This is a genomic window from Psychrobacter sp. KFRI-CH2-11 (assembly GCF_038239325.1).
GTDB classification, from domain to species: Bacteria; Pseudomonadota; Gammaproteobacteria; order Pseudomonadales; family Moraxellaceae; genus Psychrobacter; species Psychrobacter celer.
Window position 1 is genome coordinate 180,378 of sequence record NZ_CP151283.1, and the last position, 12,252, is coordinate 192,629.

General features: G+C 48.1%; 11 protein-coding genes. 5 read left to right on the forward strand and 6 right to left on the reverse strand.

Annotated elements, in window-relative coordinates; translation table 11 throughout:
* The first annotated feature begins 103 nt into the window (after positions 1-103).
* The 3 genes from AADH33_RS00750 to AADH33_RS00760 all read left to right on the forward strand — a co-directional run bounded on the left by AADH33_RS00750 (position 104) and on the right by AADH33_RS00760 (position 1,984).
* Positions 104-964, forward strand: coding sequence for a DNA/RNA non-specific endonuclease (locus tag AADH33_RS00750; protein ID WP_348549242.1), 861 nt, complete (start codon positions 104-106; stop codon positions 962-964).
* A 66-nt stretch (positions 965-1,030) separates the two neighbouring features.
* Entirely contained in the window at positions 1,031-1,294 is a 264-nt protein-coding gene (locus tag AADH33_RS00755) for a hypothetical protein (protein WP_348549243.1), read from the forward strand.
* Positions 1,295-1,600: 306 nt separating this feature from the next.
* Entirely contained in the window at positions 1,601-1,984 is a 384-nt protein-coding gene (locus AADH33_RS00760; protein ID WP_075101865.1) for a DUF2147 domain-containing protein, read from the forward strand.
* Between the two features lie 148 nt (positions 1,985-2,132).
* On the opposite strand, the gene AADH33_RS00765 is transcribed toward AADH33_RS00760, so the two are convergent.
* The 4 genes from AADH33_RS00765 to AADH33_RS00780 form a co-directional block, all read right to left on the reverse strand.
* On the reverse strand, positions 2,133-3,395 hold the full coding sequence (locus tag AADH33_RS00765; protein ID WP_348549244.1) for an ammonium transporter: 1,263 nt from the start codon (positions 3,393-3,395) through the stop codon (positions 2,133-2,135).
* An 80-nt stretch (positions 3,396-3,475) separates the two neighbouring features.
* The gene (locus tag AADH33_RS00770) at positions 3,476-3,814 is read right to left on the reverse strand and encodes a P-II family nitrogen regulator (protein ID WP_010197981.1); all 339 of its coding nucleotides are present in this window, start codon (positions 3,812-3,814) and stop codon (positions 3,476-3,478) included.
* Between the two features lie 486 nt (positions 3,815-4,300).
* A complete protein-coding gene (locus tag AADH33_RS00775; protein WP_075101867.1) occupies positions 4,301-5,155 on the reverse strand; it encodes a universal stress protein in 855 nt (284 codons plus the stop codon).
* Between the two features lie 134 nt (positions 5,156-5,289).
* Positions 5,290-6,789: a SulP family inorganic anion transporter gene (locus AADH33_RS00780; RefSeq protein WP_207969510.1), complete on the reverse strand. Its 1,500-nt coding sequence runs from the start codon at positions 6,787-6,789 to the stop codon at positions 5,290-5,292.
* Positions 6,790-7,553: 764 nt separating this feature from the next.
* On the opposite strand from AADH33_RS00780, the gene murD reads away from it, so the two are divergent.
* The gene (gene murD, locus AADH33_RS00785; protein ID WP_348549245.1) at positions 7,554-8,987 is read left to right on the forward strand and encodes a UDP-N-acetylmuramoyl-L-alanine--D-glutamate ligase; all 1,434 of its coding nucleotides are present in this window, start codon (positions 7,554-7,556) and stop codon (positions 8,985-8,987) included.
* A 378-nt stretch (positions 8,988-9,365) separates the two neighbouring features.
* Positions 9,366-10,490 carry a putative lipid II flippase FtsW gene (gene ftsW, locus AADH33_RS00790; RefSeq protein WP_348549929.1) on the forward strand — a complete coding sequence of 375 codons (1,125 nt, stop codon included), beginning with the start codon at positions 9,366-9,368 and terminating at the stop codon, positions 10,488-10,490.
* A gap of 103 nt (positions 10,491-10,593) precedes the next feature.
* Here ftsW and gluQRS read toward each other — a convergent pair whose 3' ends face one another.
* Both gluQRS and dksA read right to left on the reverse strand, forming a co-directional pair.
* Positions 10,594-11,547 (reverse strand): tRNA glutamyl-Q(34) synthetase GluQRS, encoded by a 954-nt coding sequence (gene gluQRS / locus AADH33_RS00795; RefSeq protein WP_348549246.1) that lies wholly within the window; start codon positions 11,545-11,547, stop codon positions 10,594-10,596.
* 192 nt (positions 11,548-11,739) lie between these two features.
* The gene (gene dksA / locus AADH33_RS00800) at positions 11,740-12,177 is read right to left on the reverse strand and encodes an RNA polymerase-binding protein DksA (protein WP_075101871.1); all 438 of its coding nucleotides are present in this window, start codon (positions 12,175-12,177) and stop codon (positions 11,740-11,742) included.
* Positions 12,178-12,252: the final 75 nt, after the last annotated feature.

The following is a 12,252-nucleotide window of genomic DNA, read 5'->3' on the forward strand; positions in this document are numbered from 1 at the left end:
TTATCTTTCTTTATTGATGGACGCCTGCTAGGATACGCATACGAAATAACCAGTATAGACGATTGAGAGTTGCATGATAAGAGTTGGTGGGTATCAAGGTGTTTTGAACAACAGCATAATGGCGGTATTTGCTATTGTAGTAGGGCTATCATCAGCGCAGGCAGATGATCTTACTCAGTGTAGTCAATCTTTTTATGGCGGGGTTTATCCAGAGTTTACCAATACCAAGCTTGATAAGAATACTCAAGCCTTGTGTATGGACGGGTTTGCCGTTATGTACTCGGGTGTGTCACGGACACCATTGTGGTCAGCTGAGCATCTAGACCGCCGCCGCTTGCAGCAAGCAAAAACCATCGACCGCGAAGACAGCTTTCATGAGGAGAGCCGTCTACCTAAGTCCATGCGTGCCTCGTTGTCTGATTATTCAGGCTCAGGCTATGATCGTGGGCATCTAGCGCCCAATGCCAATATGGCCAATCGCAGCCAGCAATACGACAGTTTTAGTCTGGCGAATATTGCCCCGCAGTCACCGCGCAACAATCGCTATATTTGGCGTAATATCGAGTCTGCTACCCGCTACTTAACCCAGCAGTATGGCGAAGTGTATACCATCACGGGCGTGGCTTTTACGGGCAAAAAGACCAAACAGCTTGCCAAGCGCGTATTGGTACCCAGTCATTTTTTTAAGGCCGTCTATATTCCAGCGACCAATCAAGCAGGGGTATATTACGCGCCCAATGATGAGTCAGAGCGCATAGAGGTCATTAGTGTAGATGAGCTAACGGCTAAAGTCGGTATTGATGTTTTGCCGGTGCTCGATCGCCAGACCAAAGCGCAAGCGTTTGCGCTGCCACTAAAGGCAGGTGAGAGCGCCGACTTGCCTGATCAGCCGGTAGAGGAACCGACATGGCTGCTGTTTGTTTGGGCGATTATTGAGTGGTTACTGACTCAATTACAGGCTTAACGCGCTTTTAGCGACATCTAAATGTGCTGACATACATGATTGAATTACTATAAAAAGGATGACAAAATGATTGAACCCTTTGCCAATAACCACCAAAGCATGCAAATTGGAGAGCTGGTCATCGAAAACCAGCAGGACAAAATCACGATTTATGGCGATATCGATGTGACATTCGATGCGGCAGGACGTCATCAGGCTCAGCAGCTACACGAACTGACAACCAAAATTATGCAAGCTTTTGACGATGGTTTGCCTTATAGTAATAACGAGGAAAAGTCAAAAGAAAATGATGACCAATCGGACAAGAATATCGACAACCCTTTCCTGTAACTCTTTGATATGGTTTTGGTTTTATAGAAATAATAAAGTACAAAAAAATTACTAGGCAAACAGATAAAATTGCTTATAATGGGTCAAGACATCGCTTATGTCGCTCAAATCTTTGAACAAAAGCTTGTGAGCAATCGCGATAACCACTATCAAACGGCGCATGTTAACTCACGATGTGCGGTGTTGATGAGTAAAATCGCAGCGCTTATATAAAAGATTCTAGCAAAGGATGAGCATAGAACAGCAGAAACATCACGTTTCGAGTAATCATTGTTTGATTAATCATTGTATGAAGGGAGTCACTCTATGAAACTATTTACAAAAACCGCTTTAGCAGCTGCCGGTATCAGTATGGCGACCATGGCGTTTGCCGCTGATCCATTACACAATACAACATGGCAGACGTATGACGACGGTAAGCCAAAAGGCACGGTAAAAATCACCGAGTCTAACGGGGTGTTGACCGGTAAACTCATTGCAACGAACTCCGCCAAAGGCAAAAAACACGTCGGCATGACCGTCATCAAAGGCCTGAAAGCTGACGGTGGTGGTAAATATAGCGGTGGAACGATCACTGATCCAGAAAAGGGTAAAGACTATCGCATGACAGCCAGTTTAAATGGCAACACTCTAAAGCTAAAAGGCTATATCGGTCCATTCTCACGTAGCCAAGAGTGGAAAAAGAAATAAACCACACGCATTATATTAAGCGTTAGACCACAAAAATCCCGCCAAACCGAGAGGTCTGGCGGGATTTTTGATGGGGCATCTCTTTAATACAGTCGGTGAAAGTACGCTAGATGAAGAGGCACTGGATTAAGAAACGCTAGGTTTTGCCTTATATCACAAACTCAGGATACGCTTCCATGCCACACTCTGCGATATCTGCGCCTTCGTATTCATCCTCTTCAGAGATGCGTAGACCTATGATCAGCTTGATCAGTGCCCAAACGATTAGGCTTGCGACAAACACCCAGACAAAGATCGTCGCCGCGCCTGCGATTTGACCCAAAAAAGTCGCTGCAGGATTGGTAATAGGCACGATAAGTAAACCAAACAGACCCACGACGCCGTGTACCGATATTGCGCCCACTGGGTCATCTATTTTTAGTTTATCGAGTGCCAAGATAGACAAGACCACGATAACTCCAGCGATCAGCCCAAAGAGCGTGGTTTGTAAGGCAGAAGGGGTCGATGGCTCAGCAGTGATGGCGACCAGCCCAGCGAGTGCGCCGTTTAAGAGCATGGTCAGATCTGCTTTACCAAAGATCAAACGTGCCAGCAGCAATGCTCCGATAGCGCCGCCTGCGGCTGCGGCGTTGGTGTTCAAAAACACCATGGCCACAGAGTTGGCACTGGCGATATCGCCCAGCTTGAGGACGGAGCCGCCATTAAACCCAAACCAGCCCATCCATAATATCAAAGTCCCAAGGGCGGCCAATGGCAGGTTGGCCCCCGGTATCGCCCGTATTTCACCTTTTGGTCCGTACTTGCCTTTGCGCGCACCTAATAGTAGTACGCCTGCCAAGGCCGCCGCCGCTCCTGCCATATGCACAATACCTGAGCCAGCAAAATCAGAGAACCCCAAGTCGCCAAGGTTATATAAACCAAACACATCGTTGCCGCCCCACGTCCAGCTGCCTTCTAATGGGTAAATCAGCCCTGTCATGACCACTGCAAACAACAAAAACGACCATAGCTTCATACGCTCAGCCACCGCGCCTGAGACGATAGACATACAGGTCGCCACAAACACCACTTGAAAGAAAAAGTCAGAGGCTGCAGAGTAGACAGAGTCACCGCCAAAGCCGTTTTCGCTAGAGGCAGCTAGCGCATCGGCGACCAAGGCGTCGCCACCTGCGATACCGCTCAAAAACCACTCGCCGCCATACATAATGGCATAACCGCAAATCATATACATGGTACAGGCGGTGGCGAATAGAGCGACGTTTTTGGTTAAAATCTCAACGGTGTTTTTGGAGCGGACCAGCCCTGCTTCTAGCATGGTAAAGCCCGCTGCCATCCACATGACGAGCGCGCCACACATTAAAAAGTAGAACGTATCAAGTGCGTACTGAAGCTCAAAGATTTGGTTTTGCATGTTAATTCCCCCTTGAATTGATGCAATATAGAGCGTTAGGTAGGACTTACAAATCAGCGTTTGTAAGTAGGTCGTGCGCTTTAGATAGCGTCAGGACCCGTCTCGCCCGTACGAATACGAATGACTTGCTCGAGTGCTGTGACAAAGATTTTGCCGTCACCGATCTTACCTGTGCTCGCGATGCGGGTGATGGCTTCGATAGCAGGCTCAACCATTTCGTCAATAACAGCCACTTCGACTTTTACTTTAGGTAAAAAGTCCACCACGTATTCTGCGCCGCGATAGAGCTCTGTGTGGCCTTTTTGGCGACCGAACCCTTTAACTTCAGTGACTGTGACGCCTTTGACACCGATGTCAGAAAGCGCTTCACGCACATCATCGAGCTTAAACGGTTTTAAGATCGCAGTGATTAGCTTCATAAAAAATTCCTTATTTGTGTGATGCCGCAGGTTGAGAGAAGTTGTGGTGCGTCTCATCGTGGTCATGCTTGATATAGGTCATTCAAGAACTGTGCCAAACCTACTCAAGGGGGTAGGTAGGAGTGGGCTTATTGGTACAAAAATCACCAGTATCATGACACACATCACGCACTATAACGCCGCGATCATACTCATCGTCATGCGTTATACCGCGTCAATCAACCTTTGGCGTTAAGCCTATGAAAACTTTATTATAACCAACTTTCTAGGTGCTTGGGGAGGCTATCGATTTATTTCATGTGACGATTTGCTAAGCGGTTTTTATAAATAATAAAAACGAAAAGGGATACCTATCATCACTATATAAGGGATGAGGTATAGGGGATGAGGTCAAAAAACGCGCCGAGCATAAACACATTACTCAGCGCTGGTAAGATAAGAGAATCAGGCAGCAGACGGTGCGGCGTATAGCCTTTGGGATAGCTCTTATGCTTTAGGAAAAAGCAGATAAGGGGTTTGGGTGCTGACCAGTAATTTTTCCGTATCGCTGCCTTGCAATAGCTCACGTAAGCGCGACTGCCCAAATGCCCCTGACATCAACAGGCCAATGTCATTTTCGGTTTGATAATAATTGAGGGCTGCTGTCACGTCGCGGCAATCGAGTAACGCCTTTTTCGACTTGATGCCCGCTTGTTTGAGGCGTGCGTAAGCTTCGCGCAGCGCATCGCAGTTTTCAGAGTTTTCTTTGCCCACCATCACGATGTGGACGGTTAAGGCGCGAATAAGCGGCGTTTTACAGAGCCAGTTGAGCATTTTATGACAAGTGGGACTGTTGTCGAAGGCAAATAGCGCCGTCGTAGGGGGCAAAAATGGTGCATGAGTCACCAAAATGGGGCAAAGACTGACTCTGATGAGTCGGCTCAAAGTCGATTTGCAAGTGACATGATGACCGATGACGATCAATTGCGCTTTGTCATCGACATAATCGATACTTTCACTGAGGTTTTCGTGCCGATGCAACGTATAGGTTTTGAGTTTTTGTCGTTGCTGCTCGCAGTAGGTAGTGGCTTGATGCAACAGCAGCTTGCCTTGGGCTTTTAATTCACAGTTGCTTAGATGTTCTTTATTGGTAAATTGCTCAAGCAAGGTGTTTTCGTCGTCGATATTTAGGCAGCCAGAGTAGTTTACCGCGGCTTTTTGTTGCAAGCTTGGCACCGAGTGCAACAGGCCGATAGGCGCCTGCAGGCGAGTCGCTGCCCACATACTGGCCTCTAACACGGCTTGCACGTGATCAGGACAGTCCAAGCAGGCAATCACACTATCTGGTTTTAAATTACTCATAAGACCACCACATCATTCCGACAATAAAAAGACAGCTGCTTGGCGAAAAGCTGGGCAATGTGACTGATGCCCAACTCTCTCAACCAACGCAGCTGTTTATTAAACTATATATTCAATTATCTACTGGTAATGCATTAATCCAGCAAGCCAATGTCTCGGCGATCGTGGATAGAAAAACGGTCAATCAGGGTTCGGCTTGCATTATTGAGTCCCACCACTTTGACATCAATGCCTTCTCGTTGCAAGCGCATGACCAGCTTGTCCAAAGTGTCCACGGCGCTGACGTCCCAAAAGTGTGCTTGGCTGACGTCAATCTCGATACTATCTAGGGCTTCTTTAGTATCAAAGCTGTGCAAAAACTGCGTGGTCGAGGCAAAAAATACCTGCCCTTGCACATAGTAATAACGCGTGTTGCTACGCTCATCGTACTCACTAAAGATGGTTAAGAATTGACCAATCTTATTGGCAAAGGCCAAGGCAGAAAGCAGGACACCGACGCCGACACCGTACGCCAGATTGTGCGTAAATACTGTGGTCACGACCGTGGCTAGCATGACGATGTTAAATGACATCGGATGCGTTTTAAACTCACGAATAGACTGCCAATTAAAGGTGCCAATCGACACCATAATCATCACCGCCACCAGTGCGGCCATCGGGATTTGACTGACCCAGTCGCTCAAAAACACCACTAAGATGAGTAGCACCACACCAGCAATCAAAGTCGACAAGCGCGTCCGACCGCCAGATTTGACGTTGATCATCGACTGGCCAATCATTGCACAGCCGGCCATACCGCCAAAGAAACCTGACACCACGTTGGCCATCCCTTGACCACGGCATTCTTTGTTTTTATCACTTGGCGTATCTGTCAGCTCATCCACGATGGTCGCCGTCATCATAGACTCTAGCAGACCTACGATGGCAAGCGCGATAGAGTAAGGCGCGATGATCAGTAAAGTATTGAGATTTAGAGGGATATCTGGCAACAAAAACATCGGCAGCGAATCTGGCAGATCACCCATGCTGCCGACGTTACGAATATCAAGGTTCATATACATCGCCACCGCCGTCAGGCCCACGATACAGATAAGCGGCGATGGGATCACCCGTCCGATTTTCGGAATCAGCGGAAACAAGTAAATAATCGCAAGGCCCGCTGCGGTCATGAGGTAGACCGTCATCCCGACGCGCTCAGTCATTGGATTTAGCTCAGGGAGCTGGGCGGCAAAGATGAGTATCGCCAAGGCGTTGACAAAGCCAATCACCACCGAGCGCGAGACAAAGCGCATCAAATTACCCAGCTTTAAAATACCCATCACAATCTGAATGCCGCCGCACAGTAAAGTCGCGGCCAGTAGATACTGTAAACCATGCTCAGCGACCAAGTCGACCATCACCAGTGCCATCGCGCCTGTCGCCGCTGAAATCATACCTGGGCGACCACCGACAAAACTGATCACCACCGCGATACAAAACGAGGCATACAAGCCGACCTTTGGATCGACCCCAGCGATGATAGAAAAGGCAATGGCTTCAGGGATTAAGGCGAGGGCAACGACCAGACCTGATAACACATCACCACGAACATTGGAAAACCACTCGTCACGTAAGTTATCAATAAAAGATGTCATAAGTAAACTGCATAGGGTTAGAGGCAAAAAAAGTAATCATCCATAAAATGATCGCGTCGCTATAAAATAGCGGTTCATCTTTTTTTACCACAACATGCGCCTTGTCATGTTGTGGCATTGAATTATCAGAGGTCAATCATCAACACATCGATGGATTTATTGATGGGTATCACAAATACACTCACCAATAATAACTATGATGATAAATCCTATCAGATTGCCTAAAAAATAGTATTTAAAATGGGTGCTTAAAGTAGTGTATATAAAATAGCACCTACAATAACGTATAGAGTCAGCAATGAGATGCTGCAATAGAAGGTGATAAAACGCTGTCCAACAAGCACAGTAGTTTGATTTTGATAGCAAGGTAGCCTACAGTCGCCGCAAATCAAAAGTGACTGAGGGGCAAATAGCACGCAAACGCTAACAACATGCTACACTAAAATGCCAAGCCCAAGACTTAAAGTAGGACTTAGCAAAAACCCTGTGCTGATAGATCAGGGCGGCTATTATAGCATTAGACCCTGAATATAAAAACAGGCGCATAATAGCATAAAGTCATAAAAAATCAGTACCGAAACCTGAACGATACCGTTATCATGATTGTTATCTTAACGGTAGCGCTTGACGCTTGGTACAGCAGCATCGCTAATGCCATGCCAGCCGCTTCAGCCACTATATACAGCCTCTTTTATTCGTCTTATCCTGTATCTTAGCCATATTACCCATCGTTTGCTTGTTTAATTTTAATAGAAGGAATAGATATGACCACCAGTACTACAACAGAAGCCTTACTTCATAAAGGCAGTGGGTTACAAGTCGTGGTCGGTTTGGGGCAGTCGGGGCTGTCGGTGGCGCATTATTTGGTCAAGCAAGGCTATCAGGTCGCTGTCACCGATGCGCAAGCGGCGCCAGCGTTGGCAGTGAAGCTGCCAGAGGCCGTGACAACGCGTCAGTTTGGCGCGATTGACGCTGAGCTATTGCAGCAGGCGGCGCGTATCATTATCAGCCCAGGCATCGCCCTTAGCACGCCTGCGGTGGCGGCGGCGCGTCAAGCCCATATCCCAGTGGTCAGCGACATTCAATTGTTTTGTGACGCTTGCCGTGTCCCTATCGTCGCGATTACAGGCTCTAATGCCAAAAGCACGGTAACCACCTTGGTTGGTCAGATGGCGGCAGATGCGGGCGTCAATGTCGGTGTCGGTGGCAATATCGGCGTACCGGCGCTGACGCTATTAGAAAATAGTGAGATGGCGCTGGCTGTACTTGAATTGTCGAGCTTTCAGTTAGAGACGGTGAGCAATCTGGGTGCGCAAGTGGCGACTGTGCTCAATATGTCGCCTGATCATCTCGATCGTCATGGCGATATGCTTGGCTACCATCAAGCCAAACATCGTATTTTTCAAGGCGCTAAATCAGTGGTCATCAACCGCGAAGATGCGTTGACGCGACCACTGGTGGCTGATAACTTACCCAGAATCAGTACAGGCATTCATGCGCCTGACAAAGACCAATATGGGCTGATTGTCGATTCCGATGGGCAGATTTATTTGGCGCGTGGTACACAAAAACTACTGTCGGCAGACAAACTGTTGATTAAAGGTCGGCATAATTTGCTCAACGCGCAAGCGGCGCTGGCATTAGGCGAGCTGGCGGGGTTGCCGCTGGCGAGTATGCTGGCGACTTTGCAGCAGTTCACAGGTCTTGAGCATCGCTGTGAATACGTGGCAAGCGTGGCTGGTATCGATTATTTTAATGACTCAAAAGGCACCAATATCGGCTCGACCATAGCAGCCATCGAAGGGCTTGGCGCTGTCTATGCGCCAAAAGATGGCAAGCTGCTGCTGGTATTAGGCGGGCAGGGCAAGGGGCAGGCGTTTGGTGAGCTGACGCCTTTTATCAATCAGTACGTCAGCCAGGTTTTGTTTATTGGCGAAGATGCCCCTCTGATAGAGCAGCATTTGCGCGCGGCTAAGATTAGTCATGACGTGACGCTGCATCAGTGCCAAACGCTAGAAAACGCCTTTGCCACTATTTTGCAAGTGACCTCAAGCAGTCTCTCGCAAGTACAGGCTGTGCTGTTGTCGCCTGCGTGTGCCAGCTTTGATCAATACAGCGGCTATGCTGCGCGCGGTGAGCATTTTGGTCGATTGGTTCATCAGTTAGCAAGTGAGTCGGCAGAGACAGCGACCCCTTAGTGGTATGAGTGGCTATCTGGCATTCTATGCCGGCAGCTGGTGAATGGGCAAGACGCACAGGTGTTTTTTGATAAATGATTGTTTTGCTTATAGATTGCTGCTACTGTCTTTTATAGCCAGCCTACTAATCAAGCGTAGAGATGACTGTGTCATTGCTTGAGTAATGGTTAATCTCGCCGATGGTCGATGATGGTCAGTCGTTGTTTGTCTTAGCCTCAGCCTCAGGTTTGTTTGTTGGTATGTGTTTTTTTAAACGGTGGCGTTGTATAGACGCCGTGTTTTTCGTTCGTTAGTGTATATAAAATTATGGCGCTCTCTTCTCTTTTTCGTTCTTCGTCCCAACCAAAGACAGCCACTGGCGCTGATGGTATTTTATCGATGCCGTCAGCGCGTGCTGTTTTGATAGCGAGCGTTGGCTGTATGCTGGTGCTCAGCTTGTTGATGGTCGCCTCTGCTTCTATCCCATTCGCCCTGAGCCGTGGTATGAGCGAGCTGTACTTTTTTAAAAACCAGCTGCTTTACATGACCATTGGACTTATCATCGCCGCCATCCCTTATTATGGGGTATCTTTGCGGCGACTTTATAAGACAGAGACCCAGTTTATACTGCTAGGGGTTACCGGCTTGCTGCTCGTTGCTACCTTGTTTAGTACTCCGATTAACGGCTCAAAACGCTGGTTAAATTTGGGGGTCTTTAACTTTCAGGTGGCCGAGCTGGCAAAGCTTGTAATGATTGTCTTTGTCTCTGACTTTGTGGTACGCCGCTCGTTTGAAGTGCGCAATGGTTTAGATGGCTTTTTGCGCATTATGTTGGTGGTGGTTCTGATTACCATGCTCCTACTCTCGCAGCCAGACTTTGGCTCGTTTGTCGTTATTTTAGGCACGATTTTTGCGATTTTTTATATCGCAGGTGCGCCTTACAAGCACTTTGTCGCACTGACTGCCGCTGCCATCGGTGGGGCTGTGTTGATGGTGACAACGGCGCAGTATCGCTTGGTGCGCGTGATGTCGTTTATGGATCCGTTCGATGATGTACAAGATACCGACTATCAGTTGGCGCGCAGTTTGATTGCCTTTGGTCGTGGGCAGTTTACTGGCGTGGGCTATGGTGAGAGTGTTCAAAAACTCTCGCATTTGCCTGAAGCGCATACCGATTTTTTATTGGCCATCACAGGTGAGGAGCTGGGTTTTGTTGGGGTGACGATGGTCTTGGTGCTTGAGGCGCTGATCATCGGTAGTGCGATGCGCATCAGTTACAACGCGCTAAAACGTCGGCAGATGCGCATGAGCTATACCGCTTTTGGTATCGGTGTGGTGTTTATTGCGCAAACCATCATCAATGCGGCGATGAATATGGGAGCGATTCCGACCAAAGGCTTGACCATGCCATTTTTTAGTTATGGTGGTTCATCTATGCTGATCAGTCTTGTGATGGTAGCGCTGCTGCTAAAAATCCATAAAGAAAGCCCTGAGATTGAAAAGAGTCAGTGTCGTTACTATTAAGCCCTAAACCAAACACCGTTACTATATTCCTAGGGCTTTAGTGTCTTTGCAAGATGATTAACAAGCGTCGCTATTATGAGTGGCGCTTTTTGCTGTTGGTCTATTATTTATTTACCAAACTTAACTGCTGCTGGCCTTGTAGCGGCGTATTGTCCCACTGTGCAGTCGCCTGCTTGAGCATCCGCGCAGGTGTGTCTATCTCGACACTCGGCTGCTGCAAGAGCTGTAATGCGGTCGCGATTAGTTGACTTGGGTCGCGGGTGTCTATTGGCTGTGCTAGGTTTTGTTTAGACAGCTTTTGTCCGTTTGGGCTGAAAATCAGCGGCAGATGATACCATCGGTCAATCGCGGGCAGGCGTGCTGCTTGCATGATGCTGATTTGGGCGGTGGTCATGGGCAGAATATCCAAGCCGCGCATGATGTGCGTAACCCCCTGCAAGCCATCATCGAGACTGGCGGCCAAAATATAATTGATCATGCCGTCTTGTCGACGCACCACCATATCGCCCAAGGTCTGCTGCGGATTGCCCCACTGTTGTCCCTTAATACCATCATGAAACCCAATGAGATAATCGGGCAGCTGTATGCGTAGCTTGTGCCGTAGCCTATCTAATGCTTTGGTGACACAGCGCCGCGGATAGCGTTTTCTGTTTGGCAGCACAGTCAGCTGTGTCGCAGTATCTGTATGGGTAGGGATTTGATCTTGCTGCGCCCAATATTGCTCTAGGTCTTTACGTGAGCACTGACAGCCATAGGTCAACGGCCGCAGGGTCGAGGCCAGATACTCATTATAGATATCGATGCGCTCAGATTGATACACCACATCACCATCCCAGTGTAACCCCAGCACTTCTAGGTCGATCAAGATCTGCTCAGTAAACTGCCGATCGCAGCGCTCTGTATCTGTGTCTTCGATACGCAATAACCACTTACCGCCAAGTGATTTTATATGGCAGTAGCTGGCAAGGGCGGTGGTCAGTGAGCCAAGATGTAGCTCGCCGGTTGGGGAAGGGGCAAAGCGGCCGATAGGCGGTGTGGGTATGGAGGTCGTGGGCATAGGCATTTATAGGATAATTAAAATAAACGATGACGGGTTAAGGGACACCGTTATCGCGGACTAGGTCATATAGGATACTGTATCTGCTGGCCAAAAGATGTTTATAAAACGCAACAAGCGACCACATAGTGGTCGCTTGTGCTGAGATAACGCTATTGATTTGTTATCTCTCAGATTTATATACCTATGCGCCTACGCACCTTGGTTTTGGCGCTCTTTGATTTCTGAGAGAGTCTTACAGTCGATGCACTGGGTCGCGGTTGGACGTGCTTCGAGACGACGCAAGCCAATCTCTACGCCGCAGGTTTCACAAAAGCCATAGTCGTCATTTTCGATTTCTGCCATGGATTTGTCGATTTTGCGAATGAGCTTACGCTCACGGTCACGCGTACGCAGCGCCAAAGCAAACTCTTCTTCTTGAGTGGCGCGATCATTGATATCTGGCATGGCGCTTGACTCATCTTGAATATAAGTCTTGGTACGGTCTGCCTCACCAATCAATTGGTTTTTCCAGTCCAATAAAATCGCCTTAAAGTGCGCCAATTGCGCATCAGACATATACTCTTCGCCTTCGGCTGGCACATAAGGAGTAAACTTCACTTCACTCGGATTCGTGGTCAGGGTGCTCATATGGGTATCCTACTTTTTCAAATTAATTCAATAAAACGACGCATCAAAAGACAAGACGTTATCAATTTATAAACG

What these genes read in the sequence shown, in the direction of transcription:
- AADH33_RS00755 (WP_348549243.1), top strand. Translation starts at nt 1,031, where the DNA reads ATGATTGAACCCTTTGCCAATAACCACCAAAGCATGCAAATTGGAGAG.
- AADH33_RS00760 (WP_075101865.1), top strand. Translation starts at nt 1,601, where the DNA reads ATGAAACTATTTACAAAAACCGCTTTAGCAGCTGCCGGTATCAGTATG.
- AADH33_RS00765 (WP_348549244.1), bottom strand. Translation starts at nt 3,395, where the DNA reads ATGCAAAACCAAATCTTTGAGCTTCAGTACGCACTTGATACGTTCTAC.
- AADH33_RS00770 (WP_010197981.1), bottom strand. Translation starts at nt 3,814, where the DNA reads ATGAAGCTAATCACTGCGATCTTAAAACCGTTTAAGCTCGATGATGTG.
- AADH33_RS00775 (WP_075101867.1), bottom strand. Translation starts at nt 5,155, where the DNA reads ATGAGTAATTTAAAACCAGATAGTGTGATTGCCTGCTTGGACTGTCCT.
- AADH33_RS00780 (WP_207969510.1), bottom strand. Translation starts at nt 6,789, where the DNA reads ATGACATCTTTTATTGATAACTTACGTGACGAGTGGTTTTCCAATGTT.
- murD (WP_348549245.1), top strand. Translation starts at nt 7,554, where the DNA reads ATGACCACCAGTACTACAACAGAAGCCTTACTTCATAAAGGCAGTGGG.
- ftsW (WP_348549929.1), top strand. Translation starts at nt 9,366, where the DNA reads ATGCCGTCAGCGCGTGCTGTTTTGATAGCGAGCGTTGGCTGTATGCTG.
- gluQRS (WP_348549246.1), bottom strand. Translation starts at nt 11,547, where the DNA reads ATGCCCACGACCTCCATACCCACACCGCCTATCGGCCGCTTTGCCCCT.
- dksA (WP_075101871.1), bottom strand. Translation starts at nt 12,177, where the DNA reads ATGAGCACCCTGACCACGAATCCGAGTGAAGTGAAGTTTACTCCTTAT.